Source organism: Pseudoalteromonas sp. 0802, from assembly GCF_013350085.1.
Lineage (GTDB): Bacteria > Pseudomonadota > Gammaproteobacteria > Enterobacterales > Alteromonadaceae > Pseudoalteromonas.
The window spans coordinates 41,422-62,627 of sequence record NZ_JABVXE010000002.1 but is presented as its reverse complement, the minus strand read 5'-3'; the positions used below and the strand labels follow the sequence as shown (position 1 = coordinate 62,627).

Here is a 21,206-nt window from a genome sequence, read left to right as displayed (position 1 = left end):
CCTTTAAATAACTGAGATGGTTGAATAACCACCTGGTTTTTTCGCCACATGCACTTGCGTGGCAACGCGTTCGGTCATTTCTGATACGTGCGAAATAACCCCTACTTTGCGGCCTTGTGCTTGTAGTGAATCAAGAGCATCCATCGCGATGCTTAACGTTTCACTGTCCAACGTACCAAACCCTTCGTCGATAAACAAAGAGTTTATCTGTACTTTATTCGACGACAACGAAGCAAGCCCAAGCGCTAGTGCTAACGATACTAAAAATGACTCACCCCCCGATAATGTATTAACAGAGCGCTGCTCATCGGCCATGTCTTTATCGATAATAGCGATATCGAGCGTTTGCCCTATGGCTGTTAATTTGTAGCGTTTATTTAGTGTCTGTAAGTGACTATTCGCGTAGTGCAGCAGTATTTTTAAAGTTTGCGTTTGCGCTAAATTACGCATGGTTTTACCGCTGGCATCCCCCAAGACCTTATTGAGTAAATGCCAGTGCTCATAGTTTTTTTGCTGCTCAACTAATAGCTTTTGTTTGTCTTCAAGCGCTTGGCTATTTTGTTGATGGGTTTTAAGCTCAGTCGCAACTTGCAATAATGCGTTATTCGCTTGTACTTGTTGCTCTGTGGCTTGATTAAGCTGTAATTGCAGCTCATCTTCACCGAGAGCTGGCTTATCATTTTGATGCTGAGCCAAAGCCTGTTGTCGTTGTTTTAAAAGCGCCTCTGCGTCTTTTAAGCTACTTTCGCTGGTGTGGTAATCTGCTAGAGTTTGTTTAATTTCAGCGGGGCTTATCGTTAATAACTGACTAACGGCTTGCTCATCCAAGCTTGGGTGCTGCGCTTTAAAATCGTTAAACCACAGACTAAAGCGCTCATTAAGTGCCCCTTGCTCTGCGGCGAGTTCTTTTTCACGCTCGTCAAAATTGGCGATTTGAATGGCTTGTTCGTCACGCGCTTTTATCGCGTTACTATGGGTTGCTTGGGCAAGTTGCAGTGCCTGCTGCGCTGAATCTATCGCCTTTTCAAGCTCTGCTATAAACTCATCTACCGATATCGCTGCGTTACTAAATAAGCCCTCGCGCTTTGATTGTATCTGCGTGAGTTCGTTTTCAGTTTGGCTTAGTTGCTCGTTGTACTGAGTTAAAGAGGCGTGTGCTTCGTTAAGTTGCGGCGTTACATGTGCAAGGTGCTGCTCAATGGCTTTTAAGCTAGTTTTAAGCTCATCTGCCGTTTGCAGCGAAGCTTGATAAGCCTCAACGTGCTCTGCAATGTTCTCTAAAGAAATGCTTTGTGTATTGAGTGCCTGCCACCAAGGTGCACTGGCGAACTGTTGATTTAGTGCGGTATAGAGTTGCTGATGATCATCATTGAGCTCGTTTAAACGTGTTTGCTGATTATTCAGCTGTTGCTGTAATTCGTTTAACTGCTGCTCTTTGCTATGTAGCGTTTGCCCTTGCTGATTATACTCAGCTTGCTTAGCCGCAAGCGTGTTTTGCAGTTGTTGTTGCTGCTCAAGGGTTTTGTAGTATTGCTGTTTTTGCAGGCTGAGCTGTTGTTGACGCTCGCTTAACTGCTCTTCGGTTAAATCATTTAGCTCAGTACGATTAGCTGCCATGGTTTCTTTGAGACTTTGTTGTTGCGCGCTTAGCTCTGAGATTTGCCCAGTTAACGAGCTTATCTGTTGGCTACATGCCGCCAGCTCATTACTTTTAGCTTGCTGTAATGCTTGCTGAGCTTTTAAATGCTGTTTGGCATTAGTTAGCTGGTTGGTAAAGTCGTTAATAAGTTGACTAAATTGCTCGTTAACCATTTCTTCATGCATAAACGGGTGCTCTTTTGAGCCACATACTGCACACGGCTCCCCTGCTTTTAAGGTAGCGCGTAACTGGCTGACCCCTTCACTGGCTCTAAGCTGCACTTGCTGTAAGTTTTGCTCACAAAACGAAACCTGCTGCTGCGCTTGCTCTGCCCCTTGCTGCGCATCTTTTAATGCTGTTTGTAGTTGCTGCTCAGTTTGGCTTAATGTGTTTAGCTGGGTTTGCCAATTTTTTAACTGCTGATGATTAGTTTGCCATACTTGGCGCTTTTCAATCAGGTGCTTAATCGCCTCAAGCCCCGCATCAATATCTGCCATTGATTGGGTGTTTAAACTCGATTTAAAGGCGGTATCTTGCTCATTTAGGCGCTTAATTTCTTGCTCAAGGGCTTGGTATTGAGTTTTACACTGCTGCGCAGCTGTTTGCTGCTCATCAATTTTAGGTTGAAGAGCTTTTACGTTTTGCTGTGATTGGCTAATTGTGTGCTGTTGCTGGCTAAAGCGGCTTAACTCACTTTTATAGAATGACCAGTCTTTTGCTAATGGTTGCCATTGTGCGTGTGTTTCTAAATAGCTATTTATTTGTGCTTGTTGATCGAGCTGTTTTTGCTGCTCTGCTTTATGGCTATTTAGTGTAATAGTCAGCTCTTGATGATGGTGTTTTGCTTTCTCTGCTTGTAATTTTTGCGCTGCTGCTTGTTGGTTTAATACGGCAAGTTGCTTATATAACTCACGGGCCTGGCTAATAATAGGCTGCGCGTCTTTTTGTGCTTGCTTTGCTTGGTTTAGTTGCGCGGTTTGCTTCTCAAGTGTTTGCTCAGCGTCTTTGATCAGTGTTTCATGGTCAACATTTAAAAGCTGCTCACGGTTTTTAATAAGTTGCCCATGTTGAGCAGCAATCGAAGTAACGCGCTCGCGGTTATCTTTTATTTCTAGGCATTGCTGGGCTTGTTTCGCTTCAGTGGCTTTTTCAGCAAGCGCGTGCATTTGTTGCTGTAACTCTTGCCTTGCTTGCTCTGCCTGGTTTAGCTGCTGTTGCTGCTGAGATGCTTGCTTGTACCACGTTTGGTACTGTTCAAATTGTTTTATTTGCTTTTGCAACTCAGCAAGTTTAGCCTCAAGCGCTTTTTGTTCTGCTTGTTTCGTTTCGACCTCTTCAGGGCTTAAAACCTGATAGTTACTTAAACTTAACTTTAACTGCTCTAATGCTTGCAGCTGATCACGATGGCGTTCAAAAATTCGCTGGCCAATGCGGCTGAATTTATCGGTGCCTGTTAAGCATTCAAGTAGTTGCGCACGCTCATCCCCGGTTGCTTTTAAAAATGCGGCGAATTCATGTTGCGCAAGCAGTACTGCTCTTGAGAACTGCTCAAAGCTCAAACCAATAATACGCTCGATTTCTTTACTTGCTGCGCTTCTATCAGCGATAAGGGTTTCATCAGGTAAAGAGTGCAGGCTATGTTGTGCAGGTTGTAACTTGCCATCGGCTTTATTACGCGCTCGGCTAAAACTTAACCTTGCTCGGTACTGCTGTTTATCTTGGCCAACGAAGTCAACTTCGGCATAGCCTTGCCCTGCCCCGCGGCGTAATAAATTACGCGAATCATTGAGTTTTATATTGTCGCCGTTAAAGTCAATTTTATTGCCTGTATCGCCGCGTAACCTTGCGGTTTTATTATAAAGCGCTAAGCAAATGGCATCGAGTAATGTGCTTTTACCGGCGCCAGTATCACCGGTGATGGCAAACAACCCTGCTTCTTTTAATGGTGAAGCGCTAAAGTCGACTTCGGCGTCTAAGATAGAGGCGAGTTGGTGAACACGAATCGCTAAAATTTTCATAGTAGGTCCTCTGCATTCAACTCATCGATCACTTGGCTTAGTAAGCTTTCTAATTCTTTTGGCACCGCCTGCCCTGCCATATCTTTATTGTTTGCAAATGCTTGCTCTAAAAGTGAATGTGGGTTTAGCGCTTCAATTTGCGAGACATCTTCAAATAGAGTTTGTTCATCGTCTTGCTGGTTGCTTTGCTGACGTACCCTTTCAATACCACAAAACTTAACCTGCTTACCTTCAAGGGCTTGTTCTATTTGTTCCCTAAAAGTGGTGTCCGTGTCATGGGCGCTCAATTTAACCCGCAAGTATGGCGCTAAATCTTCATCTGTTAAATCGAGTTGCTTTATAAGCTCACAGAGTTCGTTCAGTGGCACACAGTCTTTTTCTGGTAGCAACATGACTTTACAAAAGCTAGGAATGTAAAGGGGGTTTACAGAAGTACCTGAGTCACTAAGCTCTACTATCACAACTTGATGCTGATAGCGTCTTTCAGAAAATGACATCGGCATTGGCGTGCCACTGTAGCGAATGGTGTCTTTCTTCGCGACGGTCTGAGCTTTATGAAGATGCCCTAGCGCAACATAATCAGGTTGATCAGTAAATATGCTTGCCGATATCGCATCTTCACCACCAATAACTAAGTTACGTTCAGAATCAGATGAGATGTCTCCACCTTTTGCATGCAGGTGGCCCATAGCTATTAATGGCGCGTTAGGTAATTCGTTTGCTGCTTGCAATGCATCTTTGTAAGCAAGGGCAACGGCCTGGTTGTAACTTAACGGCTGCTCTTGTTGGCGGTTATAGCTGCTTAAATCACTGCTACGTAAAAATGGCATGGCAACAACATTCGCATCGCCGTTTTTTGTGCTGATTGGCAGTACTACTTCATGAGGAGCATTGCTATCAAAGCGGCCAACAACATGGGTATCAAACTGAGCCAATAAAGGTTTTGCCGCCATAATACGATTTGCTGAATCATGGTTGCCAGCAATAATCACTATGTGTAAGTCAGGGCAATGTTGCTTAGTGGTTTTAATAAATTGGTAGAGTTGGTTTTCTGCGCTGGCAGGAGGTGTTGCCGTATGATAAATGTCACCCGCAACCAGTAGTAAGTCGATCTGTTCTGACACAAGCGTATCGGTTAACCAAGCTAGAAATGCTTGATGCTCATCGAATCGGGAATGCTCGTAGAATTGTTGGCCTAAATGCCAATCAGATGTATGAAGGACTTTCATTAAACGCTCTTATTATTTATTAAGAGCGTCAATATACCTAAGCTGAGCCAAGATGCCCAGCCTGGTTTGTTAACTTAAGCTATACCAAGCAAAAACCACCATAGGCAATGCTAACAATGCCATTATCATAGGTACTTTAAGCGCTTTAGTTTGCTTAGCTTGTAAAATCTTAAGGGCATTTGTTTCATTACATGCCGCTACTTTGTCGATATAAAAATACCCTGAATCTAGGTACTGTTTACAATTTTGTTCGTCCGCTGGAATTGCAATTAGTTCTTGTTGTTTTTTTAGGATATAGAAATCCATACGCTCACCGAATTCTATGCTGATTACCAAACATTTTGGGGTTTAAAATGCATGCTTCGCAGACCCCAAAATCAAAAAAGTGGGCGATTTTAAATACAAATGGCAGTAAATTTCAATAGCAAATGTCGCAAAATTTAATTTATTGCAAAAATAATGGCAATTAAGGATAAAATTACCAGTGCAGTCGGGTAAATTAGCCACTTTTTAGACCCATTTACACTCGGGTTCGTGCGAGATAATGCATCTGACTCATCACAGGCTGCAATCACTTCGACAAATTCAAATCCGCGTTCTTTGTACTCGTTTAGAATTGATTCTTGAGCAGGAATGGCTGCTAAACGAGAGTCTTTTTTTACAATATAAAACTTCATCTAATCACCCTTTCATCATTAACTAGAATTTAAGCAGAGTATCTAATGATTAACTGTAATACTTTGGGATGAATTAGTGCTGAACTAAAATTAACCAGTGTTTTGTAAAGGGGGTTTACAAGGTGTTAATTAAGGCAATTTTTTTGTGAAAAATAGGTCTTCAATAAAACATCGAATACTACCCGAAAAATCCCGCACTTTATCGTTATTTTATTGCAACTTTGTTAGCAGTTTGCGATGGTACGCTGGCAAATTAATTACAGGATTAACAATGAAAAAAGCAGTTCTCAAATTGAGTGCTTTGGTATTGCCTTTAGCAGTATCTTCAGCTGTGATGGCGTCATCTGTTGAGCAAACTAAAGGCTCATTCGTTGACAAGTTCCGTCAGCTAGACGAAGCACTTCCAACTCCAAACGTATACCGTAGTGCAGCCGGTGAACCCGCTGAAAATTACTGGCAACAGCAAGTAAACTACGACATCGATGTAAAGCTTGATGAAAAGAAACGCCGCTTAACAGCAAGCCAAACTATCGAATACAAAAATAACTCGCCGCACACCTTAAAATATCTTTGGTTACAACTAGACCAAAATATCTTTAAATCTGACTCAATTGCAGAAATGACTTCAACTTTCAATGGTAAAACATTGCAAGGTGACCCTCAGCCAAAATCAACTAAATTGAGCCTAGGTCAGTTACGTCGTCAGCAATTCATGGCCGACAACGAGCTGGGTTATCAAATCGCCAATGTTAAAGACGAAGACGGAAAAGAGCTTAAAGTTACTGTAGTAGATACCTTAATGCGTATCGACTTAAACGAGCCGCTTAAACCGGGTAAAGACGTTGAGTTCAGCATGGACTTCGCCTTTAACATTGTTGAAGAAGACGCCGTTGGTGCACGTTCAGGTTATGAACACTTTGAAGAAGATGGTAACGATATCTTCTTATTAGCGCAGTGGTTCCCTCGTCTTGCTGCATACACTGACTATGAAGCCTGGACTAACAAAGCTTTCTTAGGAAGCGGTGAGTTCACTCTTGAGTTTGGTGACTACGATGTAGAAATTACAGTACCTGCTGATCACATCGTATCGGCAACAGGTAAGCTTGATAACCCAAGCAGCGTTCTGACTAGCACACAACGTAAGCGTCTTGAACAAGCTGAAGATGCTAAGCGCCCTGTTTTCATCGTGACTGAAGAAGAAGCGTTAGAAAACGAGAAAGAAGGCACAAACAAAACTAAAACATGGCACTTTAAAGCTGAAAACGTACGTGACTTTGCGTGGGCTTCTTCACGTAAGTTTATGTGGGACGCAAAAGGCTATCATCAAGGCGGTAAAGATCAGCCGTTAGTAATGGCAATGTCTTTCTACCCGAAAGAAGGTGGCGACCTTTGGAAAAAGTACTCTACTGAAGCTGTTGTTCATACAATGGAAGTGTATTCGCGCTTCTCGTTTGACTACCCTTACCCTGTGGCTCAGTCTGTAAATGGTCCTGTAGGTGGTATGGAATATCCAATGATCACCTTCAATGGCCCGCGTACTGACCTACAAGACGACGGTACACGTACTTACTCACAAGCAGAAAAGCGTTTCTTAATCGGCGTTGTTATCCACGAAGTAGGTCACATTTACTTCCCTATGGTGGTTAACTCTGATGAACGTCAATGGACGTGGATGGATGAAGGTCTTAACAGCTTCTTAGATGGTGTTGCTGGTCGTGAATGGGACCACACAATTCCTTGGGGTGTTGAGCCTCGCGATGTTGTTGCATACATGAAGTCTGAAAACCAAGTGCCGGTTATGACACAGTCAGACAGCGTATTACGTTTAGGCCCAAATGCTTATACTAAGCCTGCTGCTGCACTTAACATTTTACGTGAAGTGATCCTTGGCCGTGAGTTATTCGACTTTGCATTTAAAGAATATGCACAGCGTTGGAAGTACAAGCGCCCTACTCCAGCTGATTTCTTCCGTACTATGGAAGAAGCATCAGGTGTTGACCTTGATTGGTTCTGGCGTGGTTGGTTTTACACTACAGATCACGTTGATATCTCGCTAGACAAGGTTTACCAACTTCGTTTAGATACCAAAAACCCTGATATCGACTTTAATCGTTTGCGTGATATTGAAGCTGATAAGCCAATGCCGTTATTCGTAAAACGTAATAAAGAAGAAGGCAAAAAACTGTGGGTTGAAGAAAACCCAGACGTAACTGACTTCTACGACGAAAACGACCGCTTCACAGTAACTAACAAAGAGCGCAACGCGTATAACAAATTCCTTAAAGGTCTAGAGCCTTGGGAACGTAAAACGTTTGAGCGTGCAATCAAAGAAGATAAAAACTACTACGTACTTGAGTTCTCAAACTTAGGTGGCTTAGTCATGCCTATCTTATTAGAGCTTACTTATGAAGATGGTACGAAAGAAGAGCAGTACATTCCGGCTGAAATCTGGCGTCGTAACCACAAGCATGTACAAAAGCTAATTGTTACAGAAAAAGGTAAAAACCTAGTGTCTGTAACAGTCGACCCAAGCTGGGAAACAGCGGATGTTGATGTAGAAAACAACAACTACCCGCGTCGTATTATTCCATCACGCATTGAAGTGTACAAACGTGAGAAGAGTAAAGCGAAAGTTAGCCGCGATATCATGCAAGATATTAAAACTGAGCTGAAAAAAGACGACGATAAAGATGCCCAGGAGCAACAATAATGCGCTTTGCAGCCATTATTCTTGCTTTATTACTGAGTGCGCCAACCATGGCGCACCAGTTAAAAGCATCTGTGACAACGGTGCTGTTTAATAAACGCACCAACAACATAGAGCTGATGCATCGTTTTTATTTACATGATACAGAGCACGCCGTTGAACATTTGTTTGACGGCAATGCTGATATCTTAAGTAATAAAGAAGATCAAAAGCGTTTTGCTGATTATGTTGAGTCACATATTGCTCTACAAACTTTAGGTGGCAAACCACTTGAACTTAAAGATGTGGGTGCGCAAGTTGATGGTAAATTCTTTTGGGTTTATCAAGAAGTCACGATACCTGAAGGAATTCATGGCATTCGTATGAGCAACGGAGCACTTCGTGACCTATGGCCAGCACAAGTGAATATGGTAAACATTGAAGGCAAAGGAAAAGTAAAAACACTGACGTTTAGCCAAGATGATACCTGGCTTGAGGCAAGGTTTGAGTCGGTCAATCCAGAATAATAGCAATCCAAAAGGATTAAAAAAGTTCCTTTTTTAATCCTTTGATCCTTTAATTAACCCATTTCGTAAACTATCTTATTAATGGGCTTCAAAATTTTCCCAACTCTCATATACAGGGATTTATATGACTATCCATGACAACAATATACGTGGTGTAATCTTTGACTTAGATGGTACTTTGGTTTCATCAGAGTTGGATTTTTCGCTTATCAAAGCGCAGGTAGGCTGTCCTGTTGAGAATGACTTACTTGCTTACATTGCATCATTACCTTCGCCTTACATGCGTGAAGAGGCGATGAACATAGTTCATCAGCATGAACTCATAGATGCACAACACGCTCATTTATTGCCAGGTGTTGCTGATGCAATTACTAGGCTTAAAGAAAATAACATCCCGATGGCGATTGTAACTCGTAACTACGACCGTGCAGCTGCTATTAAATTAAAGAATAACCCCTTACCAATAGAAACTGTGCTGACTCGCTCTGATGCGCCAGCTAAGCCTGATCCAAGTGCCTTGAATGCGATTGCTACACTATGGGAGCTTGATCAGTCTGAGTTACTATATGTTGGCGATTACTTATTTGATATTCAGGCTGCGCATAATGCCAATATGCGTGCTTGCTTGTACGCACCAGATGAAATTCCTGAGTATGCGAATCAGGCCGATTATGTAATGCATCATTTTTCAGAACTACCTACTTTGGTTGACTCATTCCAAGAAAATAAGGTGTTATGTTAAATAGCCTTGTTTTTTATTTTTCCTGAGTAATTGTTAGTTTTTTATTTTTCAAAATGTCCTAGTACTAGCCCAAGCCGTCATGAGTTGCTAAAATATCGGCAATTATCAAATGTATTCATAGAGGCATAAGATGGGCAGAGCATTTGAAGTCCGCAAAAACGCCATGGCTAAAACAGCCAATGCAAAAACTAAAGTAAATTCTAAGTACGGTAAAGAAATCTACGTTGTTGCTAAAAATGGCGAACCAGATCCAGAAGTTAACCAAGCGCTAAAACGTATTATTGAGCGTGCAAAAAAAGACCAAGTTCCAGCACACGTAATCGATAATGCAATCAAAAAAGCTGCCGGTGGAGCAGGGGAAGACTATTCTCCAGCACGTTACGAAGGCTATGGCCCGGGTAACTGTATGGTAATAGTAGACTGTTTAACTGATAACCCTAACCGTACTATCAAAGATGTACGTTTACCGTTTACAAAAACAGATTCAAAAATTGGCACACCGGGTTGTGTAGCGCATATGTTCGATCACTTAGCTGTTTTAGGCTTTGAAGGTGATGACGACGAAGTTGTACTTGAAGCGCTAATGATGGCTGATGTAGACGTAACTGATGTAGAAGTAGAAGATGGCAAAGTGTCAGTTTTCGCTCCACATACTGAGTACTACAAAGCAAAAACTGCTCTTGAAGAAGCATTTGAAGGTATTAACTTTGAAGTAGACGAAATCACGTTTGTTCCACAAGTTCATACTGACATCACTGATCCAGATGATATCGCAAACTTTGAAAAGTTTATTTCTATGCTTGATGACTGTGATGACGTGCAAAACGTTTATCACAATGCGATTGTCAAAAACTAATTTTTAAATAATTAGTACGTTTTAGTACGTAAAAAGGGGCATTTGGTAACAAATGCCCCTTTTTTAATAGATTTTTATTATGCCATGAATGATGGCTATTCACTGTCGTTATGAGTTCAATTGATATTAGTCAAAAAAAAGCAGCCCTAGGGCTGCTATGAACGACACATGAAACTCGAAGGGGAGTTGTGTAGTGGCTAATTTAACGACTTATACTTTATACGGAACGCATGCAATAATGGTTCAGTATAGCCACTAGGTTGTTTAACTCCCTCTAATACAAGGGCTAGAGCTGCTTGATAAGCAACGCTTTGTGCTAAAGTTTCGGCTGAATCAGCCATATTATTGTAGGCCGGATCACCTTCATTTTGACCATCAACAACTTTCGCCATGCGTGCCATGGTTTTTCTAATTTGCTCTTCAGAACAAACGCCATGATACAGCCAGTTGGCCATGTGCTGGCTTGAAATACGCAGTGTGGCACGGTCTTCCATTAAACCGACATGGTTGATGTCTGGTACTTTTGAGCAACCAATACCTTGGTCAATCCAACGCACAACATAACCTAAAATACCCTGAGCATTGTTATCAAGTTCGGCTTGAATATCTTCTTTGCTTAAGCTGCTGGCATCTTTCATAAGCGGCGGAGTGAGTAAGCTGGTAAGGCTTGCTTCTTTGCGGTCCATAAGCGCTTTTTGACAAGCAAATACATCAATATCATGATAATGCATGGCATGCAGTGTTGCAGCAGTAGGAGAGGGCACCCACGCGGTATTTGCACCACTTTTCGGATGACCACTTTTTTGTTCCATCATTAACGCCATTTTATCTGGCATTGGCCACATGCCTTTGCCAATCTGTGCTTTACCACTAAGGCCAGTTGCAAGACCAATATCTACGTTGCGGTCTTCGTATGCGCTGATCCAAGGTTCAAGTTTAATAGCGCCTTTTGGCAGTACCACACCTGCTTGCATCGAAGTATGAATTTCGTCACCAGTGCGGTCTAAGAAGCCGGTATTGATGAATACAACACGCTTTTTAGCTTCGAAAATACAGGCTTTTAAGTTAGCTGATGTACGGCGTTCTTCATCCATAATACCCATTTTAATGGTGTTTGCTGGTAAGCCTAACAGCTGCTCCACACGCGTAAATAGAGTATTTGTAAATGCCACTTCTTCTGGGCCATGCATTTTTGGTTTAACAATATTAATGCTATTAGCTGTTGAATTTTTAAGGCTGCTTGTACCTTTTAAGTCATGAAGTGCTGCAGTGCTGGTGATAATGGCATCCATAATGCCCTCAAACACGTCATTGCCTTCACTATCTTGGATAGCTGGGTTAGTCATTAAGTGGCCAACATTACGCACAAACATCATGCTACGGCCTTTTAGCGTGATTGTTTCACCACTTAAAGCTTGGTATTGGCGGTCTTGTGCTAAACGGCGTTCAATGGTTTTACCGCCTTTGTTAAATGCTTCTACAAGATTTCCTTGCATTAAACCAAGCCAGTTTTGATAAACGTTTACTTTGTCTTCGGCATCAACGGCAGCAACAGAATCTTCACAGTCCATAATTGTTGTAAGGGCTGCTTCTAGTAGTACATCTTTAAGGCCTGCTTTATCTGCTTGGCCGATTGGGTGATGATGGTCAATTTGCAGTTCTACATGTAAGCCATTATTTTTCAATAAGATAGCGCTTGGGTTTTGCGCTTCACCTTGGTAGCCAATAAGTTGTTCAGGATTTGCTAAACGAACCTGACTACTGTCACGTAATGTGATTAAAAGCTCATTATTTACCACCGAATAGCTGGTGCTTTCGATGTGTGAGCCATTTGCTAAAGGCAATGCTTTATCGAGGAACTGGCGGGCATAAGCCATCACTTTAAAGCCACGTACAGGGTTGTATGTAGAGCCTTTCTCAGCGCCGTCGTCTTCACTTAACACATCAGTGCCGTATAGCGCATCATACAAAGAGCCCCAGCGTGCATTTGCTGCATTTAAGGCAAAGCGTGCATTGCTTACTGGCACAACAAGCTGCGGCCCAGCAGTGCTTGCGATTTCAGGCTCTACTTGCTCTGTTTCTATGCTGAAGCTAGCTGGCTCAGGAACGAGGTAGCCAATGTCTTCAAGGAATGCTTGATAGTTAGCCGCATCCCATACCGGCTGCTGCTTATGGTAGTCATCAATCTTAGCTTGTAGTTGTTCGCGTTTTTCTAAAAGCGCACGATTGATTGGCGTTAGTTCATTGACGATATCAGCAAAACCTTGCCAAAAGGTGTCTGTGCTAATGCCTGTTCCAGGTAAAAGTTGCTGTTCAACAAACTGTGCGAGTTGTTGATCAACGCTTAAACCGTTAAGTGAGAGAGTGGTCATAATAATGTCCTTTAAACGAGCTTAATTTGATCATTCATGGTTCAACCATATCGTAAAAAAGGCTAATAAGCAGGCTATTTGCCATTCACTAAAAATATAGTGGCAATAACAACTATAAATTTACTAAATCCAAAAAATCCGCCTAATGTTGAATTAAGCGCTACGAAGCAAACGCCAAGTAGCCACTCTCACTAACAAAAAATAGATAACCCGTTCGAAGGATTTTTATTATGACAACATATCAACGCGAAACCGATAACCTAGCTACTTTATGTCAAACACAAGGCAAAACGTGGCAGTCAATCAACCCTGAATACGCAAGCCGTATGCGCTTACAAAACCGTTTTCGTACGGGTCTAGACATTGCTCAATACACTGCAGACATTATGCGTGCAGACATGGCAGCTTATGATGCTGACCACAGCCAATACACACAATCATTAGGTTGTTGGCATGGTTTCACTGCACAGCAAATGATGATGGCAATTAAACGTCATAACAAAACAACCAAACGCAGCTATGTATACCTAAGTGGCTGGATGGTTGCGGCACTTCGCTCTGAGTTTGGTCCATTACCTGACCAAAGTATGCATGAAAAAACATCTGTTCCAGCGCTAATCGAAGAAATCTACACTTTCTTAAAGCAAGCTGATGCACGTGAACTTGACCACCTTTACAAAGACCTAGACGAAGCGAAAGCAAACGGCGGTGATGTTCAAGCAGTACTAAATAAAATCGATAACTTCGAAAGCCATGTTGTGCCAATTATTGCTGATATCGATGCGGGTTTCGGTAACGAAGAAGCAACTTACTTACTGGCTAAAAAGATGATTGAAGCGGGTGCATGTGCTATCCAAATCGAGAACCAAGTATCTGACGCAAAACAATGTGGTCACCAAGCTGGTAAAGTAACTGTACCGCATGAAGATTTCCTAGCAAAAATTAACGCTGTTCGTTACGCATTCTTAGAGCTTGGTATTGATAACGGTATTATCGTTGCTCGTACTGACTCATTAGGTGCAAGCCTTACTCAAAAAGTGCCTGTATCTAAAACACCTGGCGACCTTGCTAGCCAATACACGTCGTTCCTTGAAACAACACCAGTAAACAGTGTAGATGACTTAAATGAAGGCGACACAGCAATGAAGCTGAATGGTCAGCTTTGCAAACCAACACGTTTAGATAATGGTTTATACCAGTTCCGTGAAGGCACAGAGAAAGACCGCGTAGTTCTTGACTGTGTAACAAGCTTACAATCAGGCGCAGACTTACTGTGGATTGAAACAGAAAAGCCAAACGTTAAACAAATCGCTGAGCTTGTAAACCGCGTTAAAGAGCAAGTACCAAATGCTAAGCTGGTATATAACAACTCACCGTCGTTCAACTGGACACTTAAATTCCGTGAGCAAGTATATGCTGAGTGGCAAGAACAAGGTAAAGACCTATCTGCTTACCCAAGCATCGATGACAATAAAGCACTAATGGCGCCAGAAATGGATGACACAGAGCTTGCAGCGGCAGCAGACGTACTTGTACAAAACTTCCAAAAAGATGGTGCACGTGAAGCGGGTATCTTCCACCACCTAATCACGCTACCAACTTACCATACAGCGGCGCTAAGCACTGATATTCTATCAGAAGGCTATTTCGGCGACCTAGGTATGCTAGCGTATGTTCGCGACGTACAACGTCAAGAAATCCGCCGTGAGCAAGCATCAGTGAAACACCAAGACCTAGCAGGTTCTAACATTGGTGATACTCATAAAGAGTACTTCTCTGGTGAAAATGCGCTTAAAGCCGGTGGTGAAGCAAATACCATGAACCAGTTCTAACCAAGTTGTAAAATGTAATATTCCTTTATAGCTATTCAATAATGTTGTTAGGGGCCTTCGGGCCCTTTTTCGCTTTTTTTCGCTATCAGCTTTCAGCCGTCAGCCATCAGACTCGAACCTCGAACCTCGAACCTCGAACCTCGCATCTCGCATCTCGGATCACTCCTTAACCAAGTCTTGGATCAGCCATTTACTAGCTTTATAAAAATACAGATCACGCATTTACCAGCTTAAGAATTTTAGATCAGGATTTAACTACCTCCGCCTCATGAGCCTTAATTTAGGGCTTATTGGCAGAGCACAGCCTCTAGAATGGCTAAAATTAGGTCATATAAACGGCAATTTAATGCTGTTTTGTAAAATCTTGCGATTTACAAACCGATTTTTTATTAACTCACCCAAGCTATAAACCGATTTTTTACCAACTCAACATCCTCACAAACCAAAATTTTACTAACTGAAGCTAGGTTTTTAGCGGCACAAACCGATTTTTTACTAACTCAAGTTACTGATTTTGGCTATAAACCGATTTTTTACTAACTGCTTTTGGATTAATGTCCGATATTTGAAAAATGTATGTAAGGAATTACTCACATTGTGACTGTAAAGGGGGTTTACAGGAAAAGAGAGCTATCAGCTTTCAGCCGTCAGCTATCAGATTGAGATTCAAAAGTTAGCAAGAGTAAAGTTAGAAAGGGGAAAGTTAGCAAGAGTAAAGTTAGCAAGAGTAAAGTTAGCAAGAGTAAAGTTAGCAAGAGTAAAGTTAGCAAGAGTAAAGTTAGCAAGAGTAAAGTTAGCAAGAGTAAAGTTAGCAAGAGTAAAGTTAGCAAGAGTAAAGTTAGAAAGGGGAAAGTTAGAAAGGGGAAAGTTAGAAAGGGGAAAGTTAGAAAGGGGAAAGTAGCAGCGGGTTTATCCCGCGTTATGGTTTTATTAAATGACGTTTCGGATATGGCGCGATATAAAATCGCGCCACAATGTTTTGCTAACTCGCAACTACTTACTATGTTTATCAAACCACCATTGAATATAGGCGACTTTGGTCATCAGGTTTGATGGACGAGCGGTAATACCATGTGAGGCATTAGGAATACGCACCATCGCTGTATCAACACCTTGTAGCTTCAACGCTTGGTAGAATTGCTCGGTTTCAGAAATCGGGGTGCGATAGTCTGATTCACCGGTTAATAGCATAGTGGGTGTTTTTACATTGCCCACATAGCTAATTGGAGAGCGCTTCATATAATGCTCAATATTGTCCCATGGCTTACCTGGGAACCAATAGTCAGCAAAGAAAGGGTAGAAATCAGCAGTTAGTACAAAACTGATCCAATTGATAACAGGTTTAGCAACAACAGCTGCTGCAAAGCGGTCTGTATGACCCACAATCCATGCAGTTAAAACACCGCCACCTGAACCGCCGGTAACGAATAGTTTGCTTTCATCAATAAAGCCTTTATTGATGACAGCATCAACACCAGTCATTAAGTCATCAAAGTCATTACTTGGGTAGTTATGATGAATTGTTTGCGCAAACTCTTTACCGTATGAGTCACTGCCGCGCGGGTTCATATAAAGTACAACATTACCTTTGGCTGCGTATAATTGTACTTCAGGGCTAAAGTGAGGACCGTAGTTTGCAACAGGGCCGCCGTGGATCTCTAAAACAAGTGGGTACTTTTTGTTTTTATCAAAACCCGGTGGGTAAGCAATCCAACCTTGAATAGCCAAACCGTCGTGGCTTGATTTAACCCAAATTTCTTCAACCTTAGCCAGCTCTTTGTCACCCAGCGCATCTTCGTTTAATTGTGTTAAACGCGCGGTTTTACCGCGCTTAATTAATGCTACATCAGCTGGGCGTTGTGTATCTGCGAGTGTGAATGCAACTTCACCATCTTCGCTCACATCAAAATCACCACCTGAATACGGACGACCAAAGGCGACACTACCAATCTCTGAGGTAATTACCTTATGTTTACCACTACGCGGCTGGTAAGCTAGGTGTGTTTTACCTTCGCTATCGTAGCTAAAATAAAGGCCGCTACCACTATCATCCCATTTTATATCTTCGACACTACGGTCTAAATCAGCAGTTAGTACTGAGGTTTTACCTGATTTTAAATCAAGTAAATAAATGTCGCTGTTTTCATAGTTAGTCTTTTTATCATCATAGCCTGTGTATGCCAGGTAACGACCATTTGGAGAGACTTTAGGACGTGAATCTGGGCCTTTACGGTCTGTTATTTGGGTAATTGAACGATCCGCTAAGCTAAGTTTATAGATTTCAGATTCAGTTGGGTGTAATTCATTATCTTCATAACGATTAGCCGAAAAATAAAACGCATCGCCTTGTTCGTTAAAGCTAATAGCACCGCCGTGATCAAAATCACCAGAGCTTAATTGACGTGCATTGCCGCCCGTTGCACTGATAATAAAAAAGTGACGATAACCTTTTTCAGAGTAGCCACCGCCATCGGCACGGTAATAGGTATCGTCAATATATTTAGCTGGCTCTGCCCACTTAGCGCCTTCTGGCTTACCCGGTAAAGATACTGGGCTTGCTGATTTTGCTGGCACAAACTGGCTAAACACCAATTGTTTGCCATCTGGTGTCCAAGTTAATCCGCCAGGGCTTTGCGTTAGGTTACTAATTTTTGCTACATTACCGGTTTTTAACCATTTCACATAGATTTGGCTGCTACCATCTCGGGTAGAAATAAACGCTAAACGAGTTTCATCTGGTGACAATACCGGAGAGTAATCCATATGCACGCCAGACGTTAGTGGTAGCATGGTTTTACCATCTGGGTTTACTGACCAAATATTGCTGACTTTACGGTCGCTTTTGATATCCATGCGATTACGCACAAAGTAAATTGTATCGCCATTTTTTGTCATTTCTATTTGGTTGGCGTATTCAAGATCAAAAACATTTTCAAGTTGAAAGGTATTGCTAGCTCCTGCATGGCTGTAAAAGCTAGCTGCTGCAAGCAGTGCTAAAGACGTTTTAAACTTCATTTTATTTCCTTGTTAGTGAGCAGAAATTAGGGCTGTTAACCTGTTATAAAGTAACAACCATCAGAAATATAGTCCATTGCGATGAATGGAGAAATCAATAGACAGATGGTCATTTCCCTTTTATGTTGAGTACAGACACTTTTAAACGTAAGGAGCACACAATGATAGGTTACATCATGTTAGGCACTAACAACCTAGCTAAAGCAGTAAAGTTTTACGATGAATTGTTCGCCACTCTAAACGCCGAGCGCTTTTTAGAAACTGACCGCTTTGTCGCATGGAGCACAGGTCAAGATAAGCCCGGTTTTGCGGTTACCAAACCTTATAACGATGAAAAAGCTACAGTGGGTAACGGCACTATGGTTGCTCTAGCAGTCGAAACCCCAGCCCAAGTAGATGCCTTTTATAAAAAAGCCATAGAATTAGGTGGCACAGATGAAGGCGCCCCCGGCCCACGTGAAATGCCCGGCTTTTATGCGGGATACTTTAGGGACCTAGACGGTAACAAACTTAATGTGTTTTGTTTTACGCATGGGTAAAAAAAGTTAGCAAGGGGAAAGTTAGAAAGAGTAAAGTTAGAAAGAGTAAAGTTAGAAAGAGTAAAGTTAGAAAGAGTAAAGTTAGAAAGAGTAAAGTTAGAAAGAGTAAAGTTAACAGGCGCTAGGCTCTAGGAAACAGGGCCTAGCCTATGTAGCTTTATGTCGCGTAACTCTTAATTTTACTTTGCGCTACGCTTACATGGCATGCCAGTAACATCGCATAACTACCGGCTCTTCGCGCGAAATAAATTTCATGCCTACAAAAATCGTGGGGTTATCTTAAGTAGTGATGAGGCAGTTGTTGTTCGGCGCTAAAGCACCTCCTTCCTCGCACTTCGTTCCTTGCTCCTCGCATTTCGCACCTCGAATCTCGTACTTCGCATCTCTGCCCTCGCGCCTTAAAAACACGCATCACTCCTAAGTTGTATTTATTTAGGAAATAGTTGTCTTTTTCACTATTTATTGGTGGAAATATCAACTATGCTTTTGCGTGAATACTTTATTGTATTGATTTATATGAGGTTATATTGTTGGTTCGATAATTGCTCCAGACTTTTTACCAACTCTTTTAAAGGAAATAAAAATGAAAAATACGCTAACGCTTACCCTTCTTGCTGTACTGCTTTTAGTTCTGTATTCACAGTTCACAGAATTAGCCTATAAATTTGGTTTTGCTGAGCTCAAACTAAATGCGGTTTTGGAAAACAGTGAACATATGAAAGTAAAGTGTGATGCATACTCACTAGGCTTTTTTGACGAAATAAAACTTCAAAATAAATTTCAAAAATGCATCAATGATTATGAAGCTGAAGGCTACGAAATCGTGAGCAGAACAGACCAATAATCGTTTTGAGTAGGCGTCATGCTCGCATGGCGCGCCGCTGCATCGCACAACTGCCAGCGCTTCACGCGAAATAAATTTCACGCCTACAAGAAAGTAGTGGGGTTATCTTAAGTAGTGATGAGGCAGTTGTTGTTCGGCGCTAAAGCACCTCCTACCTCACATCTCGTACCTCGCATTTCGAACCTCGAATCTCACACCTCGCATCTCGCACCTCGACTTTTAATCTGATGGCTGACGGCTGAAAGCTGACAGCCAGTTCCCCTACCAACTTCCGCTTATTTTCATTACACTGCTCCAATACAAAAATAATTATAAAAATTGAGAATGATCATGACGTCGAAACTGTTTAAACCTCTGTGCTGTGTATTTGCACTAAGCCTTGTGGGCTGTGATGGAGGTGAGGTGTTTACTGCCCCTGCTAGTAGTGAATTTGCCCATGGCAATGAGCTACTAAGTGCCACGGCGCTAACCGAGGATGCGAGTCACGCGTTAGTGGCAACCCAATCTGAGGTGTGCGTTTGGGATAATCAGTTAGAAGCGCGTTTATACGATTGTATAACAGGGCAGGGCGCTGAACATGTTGAGCTTGCGGGCTTTAGCGCTAACAAATCTCGTTTTTTCATTTCAAATCGATTATCGGTGACTTTATACGATACTCGCACTGGGCGTAGTATTGGTACTTGGCTTACCGGGCAAGAAATCGCTAGAGACATCGCTATTTCAGCCGTAGGCGATACTTTGGTTATCGCTTATCGTAGCGGCAAGGCTGAGGTGATAAATACCCGTACAGGTGATACTAAGCGTTTTGATATTCATCGTTTAGATATTAATAGCGTGGCGTTATCGGCTGATGGTCAGTGGGCGTTTACTGGCTCAAGCGACAAGTACGTTAAGCTTTGGTCAACAAGTGATGGTAGCACTCGCTTTGAAGAGCGTTTAGCGACTAGAGTGAATCACGTTACTTTAAATAAAACAGCAAGCTTGGGCTTTGCAATTGACTCGGTTGATGATCGTGTATTCTTTGATTTAGCTAATAAAAAAGAGCTATCAGAAGTGGCCTCATACTCTAACTTTATTGAATTCACTGCATCGCAATTTATCAATCAAGATAAATGGCTATTAACGGGCTCACCAAAAATGAAGATGCGTTTATACCGCGTTGCAGATGGTGAACTAATCGCTGAATACGAAGCTAAACAACAGCGCCAGCGAACGTCGGTTCTGAGTGTGGCTTACGATGGTAAGCAACTATATTCAGAAACCAGTGATGGGCTATTGCAAGCTTGGCCATTTGATAAAATAAGCACTAAATAACAGCTAAAACAAAAACGCCTACTCTGAGTAGGCGTTTGTTTTTGAGTGCGATTAAATTAGTAATCAAACTTATGCTTGGTAAACAAGCTTTGCACTTGTTGCCAAACTGCACCAGGTTTACCATCGCCAACTAACTTGCCATTTACTTTTACAACTGGGCCAACTTCTTTAGTGGCGCTGGTGATCCATACTTCGTCGGCATCAAGTAACTCATCTTTACTAATAATGCGCTCTTGCACTTTAAAGTCACTGTAACTGTGAAGAATATTGAGGATTAACCAGCGGGTGATCCCCGGTAAAATTTGGTTATCAAGTGGTGGCGTACTGATCACACCCTCTTTTACAATAAACACGTTACTTGAACTAGCTTCGGTTATTTCTTCTAAGCGGTTAAATAGAATGGTTTCTTTGTTACCTGCTGCTGCACCGTGCTGGTAATGGATCACGTTGCCAAGCAGTGCCGTTGATTTAATATGGCAGCGTTGCCAGCGACGGTCTTGCTCAAGCGATACAGTGTAAGTTGTTGCATTGTCGATCTCGCCTTTTGGCTCTGCTGGAATTTCAAAAGCAAACGCGAATACGGTCGGGGTAATATTAGTTGGGTAACCGTGGGCACGCTTAGTGTCGGCGCCGCGGCTAACGTGCAAATAAATCCCTAGGTTGTCACCTTTGTTTTTCTCGCATAAATCATTACAGATTTTACGCCATGTATCGGCACTGTAATCGAGCTTAATTTCAAGTTCGTTTAAACCGTTATTCATACGCTCAATATGTGCGCCAAAGCCAAGCATTTTGCCTTGGTATGATGGGATCACTTCATAGATGCCATCGCCAAATAAGAAGCCGCGATCCATTGGTGAAATCTTTGCTTCATCAGCGCCAAGGTATTCACCGTTTAGGTATACAGTGCCCATTG

At 42.1% G+C, this 21,206-nt stretch carries 15 protein-coding genes and 2 pseudogenes; 9 read left to right on the top strand and 8 right to left on the bottom strand.

Annotated features, from left to right (window positions below):
* Window positions 1-3 precede the first annotated feature (3 nt).
* From HUS61_RS05035 to HUS61_RS05020, 4 genes are all read right to left on the bottom strand, one after another.
* A complete protein-coding gene (locus HUS61_RS05035; protein WP_175081384.1) occupies window positions 4-3,657 on the bottom strand; it encodes an SbcC/MukB-like Walker B domain-containing protein in 3,654 nt (1,217 codons plus the stop codon).
* The gene (locus HUS61_RS05030; RefSeq protein ID WP_175081383.1) at window positions 3,654-4,886 is read right to left on the bottom strand and encodes an exonuclease SbcCD subunit D C-terminal domain-containing protein; all 1,233 of its coding nucleotides are present in this window, start codon (window positions 4,884-4,886) and stop codon (window positions 3,654-3,656) included. The genes HUS61_RS05035 and HUS61_RS05030 overlap by 4 nt, the downstream gene beginning before the upstream one ends.
* Before the next feature lie 69 nt (window positions 4,887-4,955).
* A complete protein-coding gene (locus HUS61_RS05025; protein WP_054553375.1) occupies window positions 4,956-5,192 on the bottom strand; it encodes a hypothetical protein in 237 nt (78 codons plus the stop codon).
* Between the two features lie 134 nt (window positions 5,193-5,326).
* Window positions 5,327-5,563, bottom strand: coding sequence for a hypothetical protein (locus HUS61_RS05020; RefSeq protein WP_054563150.1), 237 nt, complete (start codon window positions 5,561-5,563; stop codon window positions 5,327-5,329).
* A 271-nt stretch (window positions 5,564-5,834) separates the two neighbouring features.
* On the opposite strand from HUS61_RS05020, the gene HUS61_RS05015 reads away from it, so the two are divergent.
* The 4 genes from HUS61_RS05015 to HUS61_RS05000 all read left to right on the top strand — a co-directional run bounded on the left by HUS61_RS05015 (window position 5,835) and on the right by HUS61_RS05000 (window position 10,374).
* Window positions 5,835-8,273, top strand: a complete 2,439-nt coding sequence (locus HUS61_RS05015) for a M1 family metallopeptidase (RefSeq protein WP_175081382.1) — start codon at window positions 5,835-5,837, stop codon at window positions 8,271-8,273.
* Window positions 8,273-8,776, top strand: coding sequence for a DUF6702 family protein (locus tag HUS61_RS05010; RefSeq protein WP_175081381.1), 504 nt, complete (start codon window positions 8,273-8,275; stop codon window positions 8,774-8,776). The genes HUS61_RS05015 and HUS61_RS05010 overlap by 1 nt, the downstream gene beginning before the upstream one ends.
* 124 nt (window positions 8,777-8,900) lie before the next feature.
* Window positions 8,901-9,518 (top strand): HAD family hydrolase, encoded by a 618-nt coding sequence (locus HUS61_RS05005; RefSeq protein ID WP_054563153.1) that lies wholly within the window; start codon window positions 8,901-8,903, stop codon window positions 9,516-9,518.
* 130 nt (window positions 9,519-9,648) lie between these two features.
* A complete protein-coding gene (locus HUS61_RS05000; protein ID WP_054553380.1) occupies window positions 9,649-10,374 on the top strand; it encodes a YebC/PmpR family DNA-binding transcriptional regulator in 726 nt (241 codons plus the stop codon).
* 197 nt (window positions 10,375-10,571) lie between these two features.
* On the opposite strand, the gene HUS61_RS04995 is transcribed toward HUS61_RS05000, so the two are convergent.
* Window positions 10,572-12,746: a malate synthase G gene (locus tag HUS61_RS04995; RefSeq protein ID WP_181447677.1), complete on the bottom strand. Its 2,175-nt coding sequence runs from the start codon at window positions 12,744-12,746 to the stop codon at window positions 10,572-10,574.
* Window positions 12,747-12,976: 230 nt separating this feature from the next.
* On the opposite strand from HUS61_RS04995, the gene HUS61_RS04990 reads away from it, so the two are divergent.
* Window positions 12,977-14,578, top strand: coding sequence for an isocitrate lyase (locus HUS61_RS04990; protein ID WP_054563156.1), 1,602 nt, complete (start codon window positions 12,977-12,979; stop codon window positions 14,576-14,578).
* A 666-nt stretch (window positions 14,579-15,244) separates the two neighbouring features.
* On the opposite strand, the pseudogene HUS61_RS21870 reads toward HUS61_RS04990, so the two are convergent.
* Together HUS61_RS21870 and HUS61_RS04980 are read right to left on the bottom strand one after the other, a co-directional pair.
* Window positions 15,245-15,424: pseudogene (locus tag HUS61_RS21870) on the bottom strand (pentapeptide repeat-containing protein); the annotation flags it as partial.
* Window positions 15,425-15,571: 147 nt separating this feature from the next.
* Entirely contained in the window at window positions 15,572-17,593 is a 2,022-nt protein-coding gene (locus tag HUS61_RS04980) for a S9 family peptidase (protein ID WP_175081380.1), read from the bottom strand.
* Window positions 17,594-17,754: 161 nt separating this feature from the next.
* On the opposite strand from HUS61_RS04980, the gene HUS61_RS04975 reads away from it, so the two are divergent.
* From HUS61_RS04975 to HUS61_RS04960, 4 genes and pseudogenes are all read left to right on the top strand, one after another.
* Window positions 17,755-18,132 carry a VOC family protein gene (locus HUS61_RS04975; RefSeq protein ID WP_175081379.1) on the top strand — a complete coding sequence of 126 codons (378 nt, stop codon included), beginning with the start codon at window positions 17,755-17,757 and terminating at the stop codon, window positions 18,130-18,132.
* A 33-nt stretch (window positions 18,133-18,165) separates the two neighbouring features.
* Window positions 18,166-18,264 (top strand): annotated as a pseudogene (locus HUS61_RS21865) (hypothetical protein); the annotation flags it as partial.
* A 451-nt stretch (window positions 18,265-18,715) separates the two neighbouring features.
* Window positions 18,716-18,976, top strand: coding sequence for a hypothetical protein (locus tag HUS61_RS04965; RefSeq protein WP_054553385.1), 261 nt, complete (start codon window positions 18,716-18,718; stop codon window positions 18,974-18,976).
* A 330-nt stretch (window positions 18,977-19,306) separates the two neighbouring features.
* The gene (locus HUS61_RS04960; RefSeq protein WP_175081378.1) at window positions 19,307-20,290 is read left to right on the top strand and encodes a WD40 repeat domain-containing protein; all 984 of its coding nucleotides are present in this window, start codon (window positions 19,307-19,309) and stop codon (window positions 20,288-20,290) included.
* A 56-nt stretch (window positions 20,291-20,346) separates the two neighbouring features.
* Here the strand turns inward: HUS61_RS04960 and HUS61_RS04955 are convergent, their stop codons facing one another.
* Window positions 20,347-21,204: an aminotransferase class IV gene (locus tag HUS61_RS04955; RefSeq protein WP_175081377.1), complete on the bottom strand. Its 858-nt coding sequence runs from the start codon at window positions 21,202-21,204 to the stop codon at window positions 20,347-20,349.
* Between the last annotated feature and the right edge of the window lie 2 nt (window positions 21,205-21,206).

Bases quoted from the DNA above. Each gene is read 5' to 3' on its own strand.
- HUS61_RS05015 (WP_175081382.1), top strand. From the start codon at position 5,835: ATGAAAAAAGCAGTTCTCAAATTGAGTGCTTTGGTATTGCCTTTAGCA.
- HUS61_RS05030 (WP_175081383.1), bottom strand. From the start codon at position 4,886: ATGAAAGTCCTTCATACATCTGATTGGCATTTAGGCCAACAATTCTAC.
- HUS61_RS05025 (WP_054553375.1), bottom strand. From the start codon at position 5,192: ATGGATTTCTATATCCTAAAAAAACAACAAGAACTAATTGCAATTCCA.
- HUS61_RS04995 (WP_181447677.1), bottom strand. From the start codon at position 12,746: ATGACCACTCTCTCACTTAACGGTTTAAGCGTTGATCAACAACTCGCA.
- HUS61_RS04990 (WP_054563156.1), top strand. From the start codon at position 12,977: ATGACAACATATCAACGCGAAACCGATAACCTAGCTACTTTATGTCAA.
- HUS61_RS05005 (WP_054563153.1), top strand. From the start codon at position 8,901: ATGACTATCCATGACAACAATATACGTGGTGTAATCTTTGACTTAGAT.
- HUS61_RS04980 (WP_175081380.1), bottom strand. From the start codon at position 17,593: ATGAAGTTTAAAACGTCTTTAGCACTGCTTGCAGCAGCTAGCTTTTAC.
- HUS61_RS04975 (WP_175081379.1), top strand. From the start codon at position 17,755: ATGATAGGTTACATCATGTTAGGCACTAACAACCTAGCTAAAGCAGTA.
- HUS61_RS04965 (WP_054553385.1), top strand. From the start codon at position 18,716: ATGAAAAATACGCTAACGCTTACCCTTCTTGCTGTACTGCTTTTAGTT.
- HUS61_RS05035 (WP_175081384.1), bottom strand. From the start codon at position 3,657: ATGAAAATTTTAGCGATTCGTGTTCACCAACTCGCCTCTATCTTAGAC.
- HUS61_RS04960 (WP_175081378.1), top strand. From the start codon at position 19,307: ATGACGTCGAAACTGTTTAAACCTCTGTGCTGTGTATTTGCACTAAGC.
- HUS61_RS04955 (WP_175081377.1), bottom strand. From the start codon at position 21,204: ATGGGCACTGTATACCTAAACGGTGAATACCTTGGCGCTGATGAAGCA.
- HUS61_RS05000 (WP_054553380.1), top strand. From the start codon at position 9,649: ATGGGCAGAGCATTTGAAGTCCGCAAAAACGCCATGGCTAAAACAGCC.
- HUS61_RS05020 (WP_054563150.1), bottom strand. From the start codon at position 5,563: ATGAAGTTTTATATTGTAAAAAAAGACTCTCGTTTAGCAGCCATTCCT.
- HUS61_RS05010 (WP_175081381.1), top strand. From the start codon at position 8,273: ATGCGCTTTGCAGCCATTATTCTTGCTTTATTACTGAGTGCGCCAACC.